Raw genomic sequence first — 12,645 nt, forward strand, 5'->3', positions numbered from 1 at the left:
ACTTGGGGGGAGCGGTCAGTTCGCGAGGTTGCCGCTCAGCGTCGTGCTCTCGTACTCGCGGCGGAAGATGCCTTTCTTCTGCAGCAGCGGCACGACCTGGTCGACGAAGTCCTCGACGCTGCGGATGTTGGTCGCCGGGGTCATGTTGAAGCCGTGGCAGCCGCTTTCCCGCCAGAGCTCTTCGAGCCTGTCGGCCACCTGTTCGGGCGTGCCAACGATCTGCGTCATGCCGGTCGAGGCGCCGAAGACCTTCGCGGCGTCGCGGATCGTCGAGTTTCCGTCGCCCGTGAGGTTCGCGAGCATCTGCAGCATGCCGCGCGAGGCCTGGGTGTCGTTGCCGCTGAGCGGCTGGTCGAGATCCATCTTGCTGAAATCCATGCCGAGCGTCCCCGACATGCGGCTCAGCGCGGCATCGAGCGGGATGCGCTCGGTCATCTCGGCCTGGATGCGCCTGGCTTCGGCCTCGGTTCCGCCGAGGATGCACTGGACGCCGAACACGACCTTCGGCGCCGCGTCGCGGCCGGCCGCGGCGGCCGCCTCGCCGAGCTTCTTCACGAAATTCGCCATTTCCTTCAGCCGCGGCTGGATCGCGAAGACGACGTCGGCGTGCTTCATCGCGAATTGCTGCCCGCGCCCCGAGGAGCCGGCCTGGAACAGGACCGGCCGGCCCTGGGCGGAGGGCAGGGTGGGGGGCACGGCGCGGCAGTTGAAATGCTGCCCGGCGAACGCGACGACATCGACCTGCGCGGGGTCGGCATAGATGCCACGCTGCTTGTCCGCCTTGATCGCACCCGGCTTCACGCCGTTCCAGAGCGCGTGGCAGATCTCCATATATTCGTCGGCATGATCGTATCGCTCGTCATGCTCGAGCTGCGGCACGCCCAGCGCCCGATGCTCCCCGCGCAGATGGCCGGAGACGATGTTCCAGCCGACCCGGCCGCCGCTGATATAGTCGAGCGTCGAGAGCCGGCGAACGGTCATGTAGGGATAGGTGCCGGAGGTGGACAGGGTCACCGCCAGGCCGAGATGCTTGGTCTCCGCCAGCATGACACCCGCGAGCGCCATCGGGTCGTGGCACGGCCAGCACACGCCGTAGCGGACATAGTCGTCGAAGCTGTCCTTGTAGCGATCGAAGCCGCCGGGGGTGTCGGCGAAGAACATGGCGTCGAACCGGCCCCGCTCGAGCGTCCTGGCGAGATGCTTCCAATGGTCGAAGGAGGCCAGGCCCTCGAGGCGCTCGTCCTCCGGATCGGCCCAGCTCATGACGCTGTGGTTGATCGGGCTGTGCATGTTGAAGCTGATCAGATGCATCCGCTTGGTCATCGTCATCCCTCTGCTCGCTCGAGGCGAATGGGCGCGCTGCGGGGGCGCTCGCGGAACAGCCTCGGATCGCTCAGGTCGACGATGGCTTCGGGGCCGGCGCAGCCCACATCGGTCCAGCCCATCTGGCCCATCGCGAGGTTCAGCTCCTGCCGGTAGATGTCGAGGACCTTGCGGGCACCGGCCTCGCCGGCCGCCGCGACCCCGAACATCGCCGGCCGGCCGAAGAAGGCGGCCTTGGCTCCCAGGCAGAGCGCCTTCGCGATATCGGCGCCGCGCCGGAAGCCGCTGTCGATCAGGATTTCCATCTTGTGCCCGACCGCGTCGGCGATCAGCGGAAGCATGTCGAGCGGCGCGGGCGCGCTGTCGAGCTGGCGCCCGCCATGGTTCGACACCAGGAGGCCGTCGGCGCCGAGCTCCAGGCAGATCCGCGCATCGTCCGGGTGCAGGATGCCCTTGACCGCCAGCGGGCCGGGCCAGGCCTTCCGCACGGCGCGCAGCACGTCCCAGCTCTGGGCCGGCGCCGGCGTCTCGCTTCCGTAGAGATCGGCGACCGCGTTGGCGTCGGCGTCCTTGCCGGCATAGGGGCGCCAGTTCTCCATCATCGGAATGCCGCCGCCGGTGAGGTAGCGATAGGTCCAGGCCGGGCGGCTCAGCCCCTGCAGGATCACCCGGGGGGTCATCTTCATCGGGCGCCGGAAGCCGTTGCGGATGTTGCGCTCGCGCTTGCCCATGACCGGCGTGTCGACGGTCAGGATCAGGACCTTGACGTCGAGCGCCCTGGCCCGCTGCACCAGCCCGGCGGTGATATGGGGGCTGCGCGTGCCGTAGATCTGGAACCAGGTCGTCTTCGGGCCGGCCGCCGCCGCGGCCTCGATGGAATCGCAGCTCGCGCTCGACATGATGTAGGGAAGGTCGAAGGCTGCGGCGGCGCGCGCCAGCATCAGATCCGCGCCGGGCCGGAAGAAGCCGGCGATCCCCATCGGGCAGATGCCGAAGGGCGACGAATAGTCGTGGCCGAACAGGGTGGCGCGCTGGTGGCGCTTCTCGACATCGACCAGATAGCGCGGGACGAGGCGATAGCGCCCGAAAGCATCGCGGTTGCGGATCAGGCCGTCCTCGCCGTCGACGCCGCCATCGATGAAGTCATAGGCGATCTTGGGGAGATAGCTTCGTGCGAGCTTGGCGACGTCGTCTATATTGATCGCGCTCTCGATTTTCATGGATCTTGTCCGGCGAATTCTTGATGCCTTCGAGCATCTGCCGGAAAAATCTATCTATCGACAGGGGTGATAGAAAACGCTTTATTCTGATAGTTCCTGTCTTTTTATCCGATGGTTGTGGCGCGGCGGCCGGGGCGTTCCGGGAAAGCCGCAGGTTCCGATCGCGGGCGTGTTCGCGCCGCGGCGCGGCAGAGGAGACGGCCTGATCATTCTTCATGCATCCCCATTCTGACGATGTTCTCTTCGGAGAGTTCGGCGCGGGAGAGTTCGCCGACGATGCGCTTGCCGCGCATGACGTAGGCGCGGTCGCAGACATGGACGATCTCGGCCTGTTCGGAGGAGATCATCAGCACCGCCGCGCCGTCGGCGACGAGCTGGTCGATCAGCGCGAAGATCTCGGACTTGGCGCCGACATCGATGCCGCGGGTCGGCTCGTCGAAGATGAACAGTCGGGTTCCGGCCGCGAGCCATTTGCCGATCACCACCTTCTGCTGGTTGCCGCTGGAGAGCAGCCCGACGCTCTGGTTCGGCGGCGGCGACGCGCTCCAGCACCGCATGGGTGATGCTGTTCTGGTCGAAATTCCTCATTCGAGCCTCCCTGCATTGGTGTCGAGATCGGTTTCGCCGAGGCCGGCGATCAGCGCCGCCCTCGAATGCAATGACGGGCAGGTGATCCGCCAGGCGGCGATCGCCGGCCTCGGCATCCTGATCCAGCCGCTCTACATCGTGCAGGCCGATATCGAGGCGGGCGGCTGGTGCCAGTTCTGCTCGACTGGCAACTGCCGATGCCGACGATGAACATCGCCTATCAGAATCGCGACGACCTGCCGGCCAAGATCCGGGTGTTCAACGAATTCCTCGTCCAGCATGTCCGCTCGACCTCGGACAGCCAGATCTGGTCGGCCCAGCACCGGCCCGAGAAGGCTCCGCCGGCCGCCACGCTCCGTCACACCGAGAGATACTGCGTCCGGACAGCCTCGTTCGCCTTGAGCGCGTCCATCGTGCCGGTGAAGCGGATGACGCCTTTCTCGATGATGGCGGCGCGGTCGGCGACATTGCCGGCGAAATGCAGGTTCTGCTCGGAGAGCAGGATGCTCATGCCCTCCTCCTTCAGCCGGAGGATGGTCGCCGCCATCGCCTCGACGATGACCGGGGCAAGGCCCTCGGACGGCTCGTCCAGCAGCAGGAGCCGCGGATTGCCCATCAGCGTGCGGGCGATGGTCAGCATCTGCTGCTCGCCGCCCGACATCGCCCCGCCCGGCCGGTCGCGCATGCGGCCGAGATTGGGAAAGAGCGCGAACAGCCTGTCCGGCGTCCAGTGCGGCGCACCCTCGCGCGGCGGGCGCCGGCCGACGGCGAGGTTCTCCATCACCGTCAGCTCGGAGAAGATGCGGCGCTCCTCCGGCACATAGCCGATGCCGAGCCGCGCGATGGCGAAGGGCTCGCGCCCCTCGATGCGCTGCCCGTCGAAGCGGATCGTGCCGCCTGCCGGCGGCACCAGCCCCATCACCGCCTTCATGGTCGTCGACTTGCCGGCGCCGTTGCGGCCCATCAGGGCAAGCACCTCGCCGCGGCCCATGTCGAAGCCGACGCCCTGCAGGATATGGGCGCGTCCGTAATAGGCATCGAGCCCGGCGATCGCGAGAAGCGCGCTCATCAATGGCCTCCCGAGACCGTGCCGGAGCCGAGATAGACCGCGCGCACCTGCGGGTCCTGCCGGATCGCCTCGGCCGGCCCCTCGGCGAGCAGCCGGCCGCGGTCGAGCACGATCACCCGGTCGGCATGGGCGAAGACCACATCCATGTCGTGCTCGGTGAACAGCACGGCGATGCCCGTCTCGGACGCGATCCGCGCGGTCAGCGCCATCAGCGCGACGCGCTCGCGCGGCGCCATGCCGGCGGTCGGCTCGTCCATCAGCAGCAGGCCGGGCCGGTTGGCGAGCGCGACCGCGAGCTCGACGCGCTTCAGGTCGCCATAGGCCAGCACGCCGCAGGCGCGCTCGGCCTGCTCCAGCATGCCGACCTGGGCGAGCAGCGCCTCCGCGGCCGCGGCATGCTGCGCCCGCGCCGCCCGGAACGGGCTCCAGATGCCCCCGGCATCCGAGATCAGCGCCATCTGCACGTTCTCCCTCACGGTCATCGAGGAGAAGGTCGCGGTGATCTGGAAGGTGCGGCCGACGCCGAGGCGCCAGATTTCGCGGGGCCGGAGTCCGGCGATCGACCGGCCTTTCAGGGCGATCTCGCCGCGATCCGGCCTGAGCTGGCCGCCCAGCATGTTGAAGCAGGTCGTCTTGCCGGCGCCGTTCGGCCCGATCAGCGCGACCATCCGGCCGGCCTCGACGGTGAAGGACACGCCCTGCACCGCATGCACGCCGCCGAAGGATTTGGCGAGATCGCGTACCGCCAGCACGGGGGCGGCCGCGGAGGGGGCGGGGGCGCTCATCGCGCACCCGCCCCGGGGCCGAGCCGTTCGCGCCAGGCGAGGAAGCCGCCGACCAGCCCGCGCGGGAAGAGCATGACCAGCAGCACGATCGCGAGCCCGAGCGCGAAGCGCCAGTACAGGGTGAGCTTCGCCAGTTGCTCGCTGAGGCCGGCATAGGCGAAGGCGCCGACGATCGGCCCCGAGACGGTCTGGACCCCGCCGAGCAGCACCATCAGCAGGGCGTCGACCGAGCGCGGGATCGCCAGATAGGTCGGGAAGACCGAGCCCTTGAAGAAGGCGAAGAGCCCGCCCGCGACGCCGGCCGCCAGGGCGGCGATCGCGAAGGCGGCCCATTGCACGCGCATCGTGTCGATGCCGATGGCCTCGGCCCGGAGCGCATTGTCGCGCGCGGCGCGCAGCCCATAGCCCAGCGGGGAGAAGATCATGACGCGCAGCAGCAGCACGCAAGCCGCGCAGATCGCGAGCGCGAGATAGTAGAAGGCCGTCTTCGACACGGCCCAGGCCGAAGGCCAGACGCCGAGGATGCCGTTGTCGCCGCCGGTGAGCTCGACCCATTGGAAGGCGGTCGCCCAGGCGATCTGGGCGAAGGCCAGCGTCAGCATGGCGAGATAGACGCCCGACAGCCGGACGCAGAACCAGCCGAAGACCACGCCGGCGATGCCGGCGAGGAAGGGTGCGAAGAGCAGCGCCGGCTCCATCGGCGCGCCGAGCCATTTCACCGCCAGCGCCGCGCCATAGGCGCCGAGCCCGAAATAGGCGGCGTGGCCGAAGGAAGCCAGGCCGCCCGGCCCCATCATGAAATGCAGCGAGGCGGCGAAGAGCGTGAAGATCAGGAGCTCGGTCAGGATCAGCAGGAGGGAGTCCGGCGCGGCCAGCGGCAGGGCGGCGAGCAGCAGGAGAGCGAGCAGCCCCGCGCGCTTCGTCGCCCGGTCGGCCGGCCGCAGCAGCGGCTCGACCGCCGTCGCGCGCGGCTGTCCGGCCGGACGCCTGCCCAGCAAACCGTAGGGCTTGACCACCAGTACGACGGCCATGACGAGGAAGACCAGGACTAGCGTGATCTTGGGGAAGATCAGGATGCCGAAGGCATGCAGAACGCCGATCAGCACCGCCGCGAGATAGGCGCCGGCGACGCTGCCGAGGCCGCCGACGACCACGACGACGAAGACCTCGGCGATCATCGACAGGTCCATATGCAGCGTCGCCGCCTCGCGCGGGAGCTGAAGCGCGCCGCCGAGGCCCGCGAGCCCGGCGCCGAAGGCGAAGACGGAGGTGAAGAGCAGGCGCTGGTTGACGCCGAGCGCGCCGACCATCTCGCGATCCTGCGTCGCGGCCCGGACCAGCGTGCCCCAGCGCGTCTTCCGGAACAGGAACCAGAGCAGCGCCAGCACCGCCGGCCCGATCGCGATCAGCAGGAGCTCATAGCTGGGGAAACGGCTGTCGAACAGGATGACGAAGCTCCTGAAGCCCGGCGCGCGCGGGCCGAGCTTGTCCTCGGGTCCCCAGACGGCCAGCGCGATGTCCTGGATCATCAGCACGACGCCGAAGGTGGCGAGAAGCTGGAACAGCTCCGGCGCCGGATAGATCCGCCGCAGGATCGCGATCTCGATCAAGGCGCCGATGCCGGCGACGAGCAGCGCCGCCAGCACGACGCCGCCCCAGAAACCGAGCGGGCTCGCCGGCCCGAGCCAGGCGACCAGCGTCCAGCCGAGATAGGCGCCCAGCATGTAGAGCGAGCCATGGGCGAAGTTCACGATGCGGGTGACGCCGAAGATGATCGACAGCCCCGACGCCACGAGAAACAGCGAGGAGGCCGAGGCGAGCCCGTTCAGCGTCTGGGTGAGGATGAGATCGAGCATGCGAACCCGTATCGAGGCCGGGCGCGGGACGCCGCCGGCACGCTTGCAGGCTTAACCGGGGAACCGGCAGGATCAAGCCGGGCCGTCATCGCGGGCGCAGCGAAGCAATCCAGGGAGCTTGGCGCGACCGTTCAGCCCTGCCGCTCCTGGATGGCCTCGTCGCCGCGCTCCTCGCGCTGACGGTGACCGCTAGCCGGCCGGGCGCAGCGTCTTCACGACGTCGTCGGAGGGGAGGTATTTGGCGCCGTCGGCATAGCGCCAGTCGACCAGCACGCCCTTGCCGTCCTTCAGCGCCGTCCTGCCGACGAAGGCGCCGAGCGTCGCCTGATGGTCGATGGCGCGATATTCGGCCGAGCCGAAGGCGGAGGGGAATGTCAGCCCCTCCATCGCCGCGACGAGCGCTTCGTTGTCGGTCGTGCCCGCCTTTGCGAGCGCGGCGGCGATGGAATTCATCGTGTCGAAGCCGACCACCGAGCCCAGCCGCGGATAGTCGTTGTAGCGGGCCTGGTAGGCGTCGCGGAAGCGGACATGTTCCGGCGTCGCCAGATCCGCATGCGGATAGCCGGTGACGATCCAGCCTTCGGGCGTCTCGGTCCCGAGCGCGTCGAGATATTCCGGCTCGCCGGTCAGCATCGAGACGACGTCGCGCCCCTCGAACAGGCCGCGGGTATTGCCCTGGCGGACGAAATTGGTCAGGTCGGCCGAGAAGGTGACGTTGAAGATGGCGTCGGGCTTCGCGGCTTCGAGCGCCTGGACCGTCGCTCCGGCGTCGATCCGGCCCAGCGCCGGATACTGCTCGGCGACGAACTCGACATCGGGCCTGGCCTTCTTCAGCAGCTCCTTGAACCACTTCACCGCCGACTGGCCGTATTCGTAGTTCGGCGCCACCAGCGCCCATTTGCGGGCCTTGAGCCTGGCCGCTTCCTCGACCAGCATCGCCGCCTGCATATAGGTCGAGGGCCGCAGGCGGAAGGTGTAGCGATTGCCCTTCGACCAGACCAGCGCGTCGGAGAGCGGCTCGGATGCCGCGTAGAGCCGCTTGTTCTGTGCCGCGAAATCCGCGATGGCGAGGCCGACATTGGAGAGATAGCCGCCGGAGAGGAGATCGACCTTCTCGGCATTGATCAGGTCGCCGGCATGGCGCACGGCGTCTTCCGGCTTACCGGCATCGTCGCGGAAGATCGTCTCGATCTTGCGGCCGAGCACGCCGCCGGCGGCGTTGACCTGGGCCTGCGCCAGCTCCCAGCCCTGGCGGTAGGGCTTCAGGAAGGCCGGCTGCGCGGTGTAGCTGTTGATCTCGCCGATGCGGATCGCGCCGGCGCCCTGCGCCCGGACCAGGGAGGGAGCGGCGAGCGCCACCGCGCCGCCGGAGGCGGCTGCCAGGAAACGCCTGCGGTCGATTGTCATCGCTGTCGTCCTCGAGGGATGCGGCTGCGCGGCGCCCGGGTCGCCCCGATCGCCTTACCGGACCCGTTTCACGATCGTTCCACGCCGGTGCCCGGATGGCGCCGGTCGCTGGAAGATTGTTTGTACACATATGAATTTGCGAGGAGCCGGAAGGCTTGTCAACTGCCGGGCGGCGGAGCCGGTGCCGGCGGCCAGGGCCGGCCCGGACGGGGGCAGGGCCGCGAGGGTCCTTCCGCCGGCCCCCGACGGAGGCGAATGCGCTTCCATGGCGCAGCGCAGCAAACATCTGTACCCCCTCCCGTCCGGCATGGCGATGCGAAAAAGCCGGGCGGCCTTGCTCGCCGGGCATGCGGGGCCGGGAGCGGCCGGGGCGGGCGCGGGACGCGGGGGAAGCGCCTCCCGAAGCGCGGCGCCAATGGGCGGTGCGGATTCTCGCCGGCGGGGTTGAAAGTTCTCCCGCGATCCGCATGCGCATTCGGAACGTTCCGTTGGAATGCCTCCAATGAGAAGAAAGAGGAATATTTTGATTTCGGCGCGGATTTCTGCTTATCCACCGGCGCCGGCGGCCGGATATCTCCGCTAGACAGCCGGAACCGAGCCGCCAAGGACGATGCGATGAGCAACTTCTACGAGGAACAGGTCCTCAGCGTCCATCACTGGACGGATACGCTGTTCAGCTTCACGACGACGCGCGACACCTCCTTCCGCTTCAAGAACGGCCAGTTCACCATGATCGGGCTCAAGGTCGGCGAGCGGCCGCTGGTGCGGGCCTATAGCGTCGCCAGCACGAATTACGACGAGACGCTCGAATTCTTCTCGATCAAGGTGCCGGACGGCCCGCTCACTTCGCGTCTGCAAAATCTCCAGGTCGGCGACGCGATCATCGTCGGCAAGAAGGCCACGGGCACGCTCGTCCTCGACAATCTCAAGAACGGCCGGCGGCTCTTCCTGCTCGGCACGGGCACGGGCCTCGCGCCCTTCCTCTCGCTGATCCGCGATCCCGAGACCTATGAGCGCTACGAGAAGGTCGTGCTCGTCCATGGCTGCCGCCAGGTCGCCGAGCTGGCCTATGGCGAGCGCATCACCCGGGATCTGCCGCAGGACGAGTTCCTCGGCGAGATGATCCGCCGGCAGCTCGTCTACTATCCGACGGTGACGCGCGAGCCCTTCCGCAACCGCGGCCGGATCACCGATCTGATGACCTCGGGCCAGCTCTATGCCGATATCGGCGAGCCGGGCTTCGATGCCGCCGGCGACCGCTTCATGCTCTGCGGCTCGCCGCAGATGCTGGTCGACCTCAAGGCGATCTTCGCCGAGCGCGGGCTCGCGGAGGGCAATCACGGCGAGCCCGGCGACTATGTCATCGAGAAGGCCTTCGTCGAGAAGTGAGCCCGGAGAAACGAGCCTGACGGGGCGAGCCGGGCCTGCACCCGCCATGCGGATATCGACCATGCGGCATCTGCACAGCGGGGACGGCGGTTTTCGGTCAGTGTAGCCGCGCTCAGTTTCGACCGCGGTGCCCGTCATGAACATGCATGCCTCCCAGCCCCGCCCGCCTGCGGCGCAGGCCGGCATCGGCCAGTCGCTTCCGCGCAACGAGGATGCCGTTCTCGTGCGCGGCGGCGGCCGCTACACCGACGATCTCGCCGTGGAGGGACAACTCTACGCCGCCTTCGTCCGCAGCCCCTACGCCCATGGCGTGATCGAGGGGATCGACGTCGCGGCGGCCAGGGCGATGAAGGGCGTCGTCGCGGTCTACACGGCCGGAGACCTCGAAGGGCAGGGCTACGGCCCGCTGAAGTGCAATGTCGACCTGCCCAGCCGCGACGGCACGCCGATGCGGCGCCCGCCGCGGCAGGCGCTGGCGGCGGGCAAGGTCCGCTTCGTCGGCGATCCCGTCGCCATGGTCGTGGCCCGCACCGCCGTCCAGGCCCGCGACGCGGCCGAGGCGGTCGGGCTCGACATCGCGGTCCTGCCCGCCGTCACCGCGGTCGAAGAGGCGCTGGCGCCGGGCGCGCCGCAGCTTTTCGACGAGGTGCCGGGCAATCTGATCGTCGACTATCAGTCCGGCGATGCCGGCAAGGTCGCCGCCGCCTTCGCCGCGGCCGCGCATGTCACGAGGCTCCGGATCGTCAACAACCGCATCGTGGTCAATCCGCTGGAGCCGCGCGCCGCGATCGCCAGCCATGACCGCAAGAGCGGACGCTACACGCTTCACGCCCCGAGCCAGGGCGCCTTCGGCATGCGCAACAGCCTCGCGGCGGCGATGGGGGTGCCGCAGGACAGGATGCGGCTGGTGACCGGCCATGTCGGCGGCTCCTTCGGCATGAAGGCTTCGGTGTTCCCGGAATATGTCGTGCTGCTGCATGCGGCCCGCCTGCTGCGGAGGCCGGTGAAATGGACCGACCAGCGCTCGGAGAGCTTCGTCTCCGACCATCACGGCCGCGACATGGTGTTCGAGGCGGAGCTCGCGCTCGATGCGCGCGGGCGCTTTCTGGCGACGCGCTTCACCGGCTTCGGCAATCTGGGCGGCTACCTCACCCCGGTCGGGCCGATGATGGCGACGCTCAACATCGGCAAGAACAGCGTCGGCATGTACCGCACGCCGCTGGTCGAGGTGCGGACGCGCTGCGCCGTCACCAACACCGTGCCGATCTCGGCCTATCGCGGCGCCGGGCGCCCCGAGGGCAATTATTTCATGGAGCGGCTGATCGACACGGCCGCCCGCGAGATGGGGATCGACAGGGCCGTGCTGCGCCGGCGCAACCTGATCCCGGCCCGGGCGCTGCCCTGGGCCACGCCGGTCGGGACGCTCTACGACAGCGGCGACTTCCCGGCGCTGTTCGCCCGCGCGCTGGAGGCGGCGGACTGGAAGGGCTACCGGGCCCGCGAGCGCGCCAGCCGCAGGGCCGGCAAGCTGCGCGGCCGCGGCATCGGCTGCTATCTCGAGGTCACCGCCCCGCCGGGCAACGAGATGGGCGGCATCCATTTCGAGCCGGACGGCTCGGTCACCATCGTCACCGGCACGCTCGATTACGGACAGGGGCACTGGACGCCCTTCGCCCAGGTGCTGACCAGCCAGCTCGGCGTGCCCTTCGACAGGATCCGCCTGGCGCAGGGCGACAGCGACCGGCTGATCGCCGGCGGTGGCACCGGCGGCTCGAAGTCGATCATGGCGAGCGGCTCGGCGATCATCGAGGCGAGCGACAAGGTCGTCGAGAAGGGCAAGCTGCTCGCTGCGCATGTCCTGGAGGCCGGCGTCGGCGATATCGAGTTCGCCGCCGGCCGCTTCAGCATCGCCGGGACCGACCGCGGCATCGGCATCATGGAGCTGGCGGAAAGGCTGCGGACGGGACCGGCCCTGCCCGAGAACCTGCCGCAGACGCTCGATGTCGACCACGTCTTCAAGGCGGCGCCTTCGGCCTATCCGAATGGCTGCCATATCGCCGAGGTCGAGATCGACCCGGAGACCGGGCAGGTCGCGATCGCGCGCTACGTCATGGTCAACGATTTCGGGACGCTGGTGAATCCAATGATCGTGGAGGGGCAGCTCCATGGCGGCGTGGTGCAGGGCATCGGCCAGGCGCTCTGCGAACTGACCTCCTATGACGAGGACGGCCAGCTCAGGACCGGCTCCTATATGGACTACGCCATGCCGCGCGCGTCGGACGTGCCGTTCTTCTCCTTCATCAGCCAGGGCGTCCCGACCGGCACCAACCGGGTCGGCGCCAAGGGCTGCGGCGAGGCCGGCTGCGCCGGCTCGCTGCCCGCGGTGATGAACGCGATCGTCGATGCGCTCGCGCCCCATGGCGTGACGCATCTCGACATGCCGGCGACGCCGCTGGCGATCTGGCGCGCCATCCACCGGCAGGGCGCGGCCGCCTGAGGCGCCGAATCAGCTCATCCGGGTCAGCAGGGCGACGATCTGCCTCGCCTCGGCCGGCGAGAGCGGTTCCAGCGCCGCGATGGTGATGGCCTTCGCCTTCGCGAACAATTCCGGCATGGCCGCGTGCCCCGCTTCGGTCAGCCGGATCAGCAGGCGGCGCTGGTCGTTCGGGTCCGGCAGGCGCTCGACCAGCCCGCGCTCGGCGAGGCGGCCGATCACGCCCTTGATCGTGGCCGGGTCCATGGCGGTGAGGCGGCCGAGCCGGTTCTGCGAGATCTCCGCCCCGCCCGCGAGCTTGCACAGAGCCGCGAATTGCGTCGGCGTCGGTCCGCCGGGACCCATCATCTCCTGGAAAAGCGGGAGATAGCGCTGCTGGGCCCGCCGGAGCAGGAAGCCGTACTGCTCCTCCAGCACATAGCCGAACGGAGCTTGGATGCCGTCCGGCTCCGGCGGAGCGGATCTGGCGGCCGGTTTCCTCCGGACCTTGGCAGGGCGCTTCTCTGCGCTCATC

Annotated in this window: 10 protein-coding genes and 1 pseudogene; 3 read left to right on the top strand and 8 right to left on the bottom strand. The window is 68.9% G+C overall.

The genetic code is table 11. The features are described 5' to 3' along the window. Positions 1–15: 15 nt before the first annotated feature. The 3 genes and pseudogenes from ACWH43_RS01160 to ACWH43_RS01170 form a co-directional block, all read right to left on the bottom strand. A complete protein-coding gene (locus ACWH43_RS01160) occupies positions 16–1,329 on the bottom strand; it encodes an NtaA/DmoA family FMN-dependent monooxygenase (protein WP_260348215.1) in 1,314 nt (437 codons plus the stop codon). Then, positions 1,326–2,543 (bottom strand): alpha-hydroxy acid oxidase, encoded by a 1,218-nt coding sequence (locus ACWH43_RS01165; protein ID WP_158444235.1) that lies wholly within the window; start codon positions 2,541–2,543, stop codon positions 1,326–1,328. The genes ACWH43_RS01160 and ACWH43_RS01165 overlap by 4 nt, the downstream gene beginning before the upstream one ends. Positions 2,544–2,749: 206 nt before the next feature. After that, positions 2,750–3,070, bottom strand: a pseudogene (locus ACWH43_RS01170) (sugar ABC transporter ATP-binding protein); the annotation flags it as partial. On the opposite strand from ACWH43_RS01170, the gene ACWH43_RS01175 reads away from it, so the two are divergent. Beyond that, on the top strand, positions 3,015–3,341 hold the full coding sequence (locus ACWH43_RS01175) for a hypothetical protein (protein ID WP_260348282.1): 327 nt from the start codon (positions 3,015–3,017) through the stop codon (positions 3,339–3,341). The pseudogene ACWH43_RS01170 and the gene ACWH43_RS01175 overlap by 56 nt on opposite strands. A 148-nt stretch (positions 3,342–3,489) precedes the next feature. Here the strand turns inward: ACWH43_RS01175 and ACWH43_RS01180 are convergent, their stop codons facing one another. The 4 genes from ACWH43_RS01180 to ACWH43_RS01195 all read right to left on the bottom strand — a co-directional run bounded on the left by ACWH43_RS01180 (position 3,490) and on the right by ACWH43_RS01195 (position 8,248). Beyond that, the gene (locus ACWH43_RS01180; protein WP_260348214.1) at positions 3,490–4,200 is read right to left on the bottom strand and encodes an ABC transporter ATP-binding protein; all 711 of its coding nucleotides are present in this window, start codon (positions 4,198–4,200) and stop codon (positions 3,490–3,492) included. Beyond that, positions 4,200–4,985 carry an ABC transporter ATP-binding protein gene (locus ACWH43_RS01185; RefSeq protein ID WP_158444237.1) on the bottom strand — a complete coding sequence of 262 codons (786 nt, stop codon included), beginning with the start codon at positions 4,983–4,985 and terminating at the stop codon, positions 4,200–4,202. Before ACWH43_RS01185 ends, ACWH43_RS01180 begins: the two co-directional genes overlap by 1 nt. Beyond that, positions 4,982–6,841 carry an ABC transporter permease gene (locus tag ACWH43_RS01190; protein WP_158444238.1) on the bottom strand — a complete coding sequence of 620 codons (1,860 nt, stop codon included), beginning with the start codon at positions 6,839–6,841 and terminating at the stop codon, positions 4,982–4,984. Before ACWH43_RS01190 ends, ACWH43_RS01185 begins: the two co-directional genes overlap by 4 nt. 189 nt (positions 6,842–7,030) lie before the next feature. After that, complete coding sequence (locus tag ACWH43_RS01195; RefSeq protein WP_158444239.1) at positions 7,031–8,248, bottom strand: ABC transporter substrate-binding protein; 1,218 nt, start codon at positions 8,246–8,248, stop codon at positions 7,031–7,033. 615 nt (positions 8,249–8,863) lie between these two features. Between ACWH43_RS01195 and ACWH43_RS01200 the strand changes: the two genes are divergently transcribed. Beyond that, a complete protein-coding gene (locus ACWH43_RS01200; RefSeq protein WP_158444240.1) occupies positions 8,864–9,637 on the top strand; it encodes a ferredoxin--NADP reductase in 774 nt (257 codons plus the stop codon). A gap of 136 nt (positions 9,638–9,773) precedes the next feature. Next, on the top strand, positions 9,774–12,134 hold the full coding sequence (locus ACWH43_RS01205) for a xanthine dehydrogenase family protein molybdopterin-binding subunit (protein ID WP_260348212.1): 2,361 nt from the start codon (positions 9,774–9,776) through the stop codon (positions 12,132–12,134). A 9-nt stretch (positions 12,135–12,143) separates the two neighbouring features. On the opposite strand, the gene ACWH43_RS01210 is transcribed toward ACWH43_RS01205, so the two are convergent. Then, positions 12,144–12,644, bottom strand: a complete 501-nt coding sequence (locus ACWH43_RS01210) for a MarR family winged helix-turn-helix transcriptional regulator (protein WP_158444241.1) — start codon at positions 12,642–12,644, stop codon at positions 12,144–12,146. Position 12,645 lies beyond the last annotated feature (1 nt).

The sequence above is a fragment of the Allobosea minatitlanensis genome, from assembly GCF_964020775.1.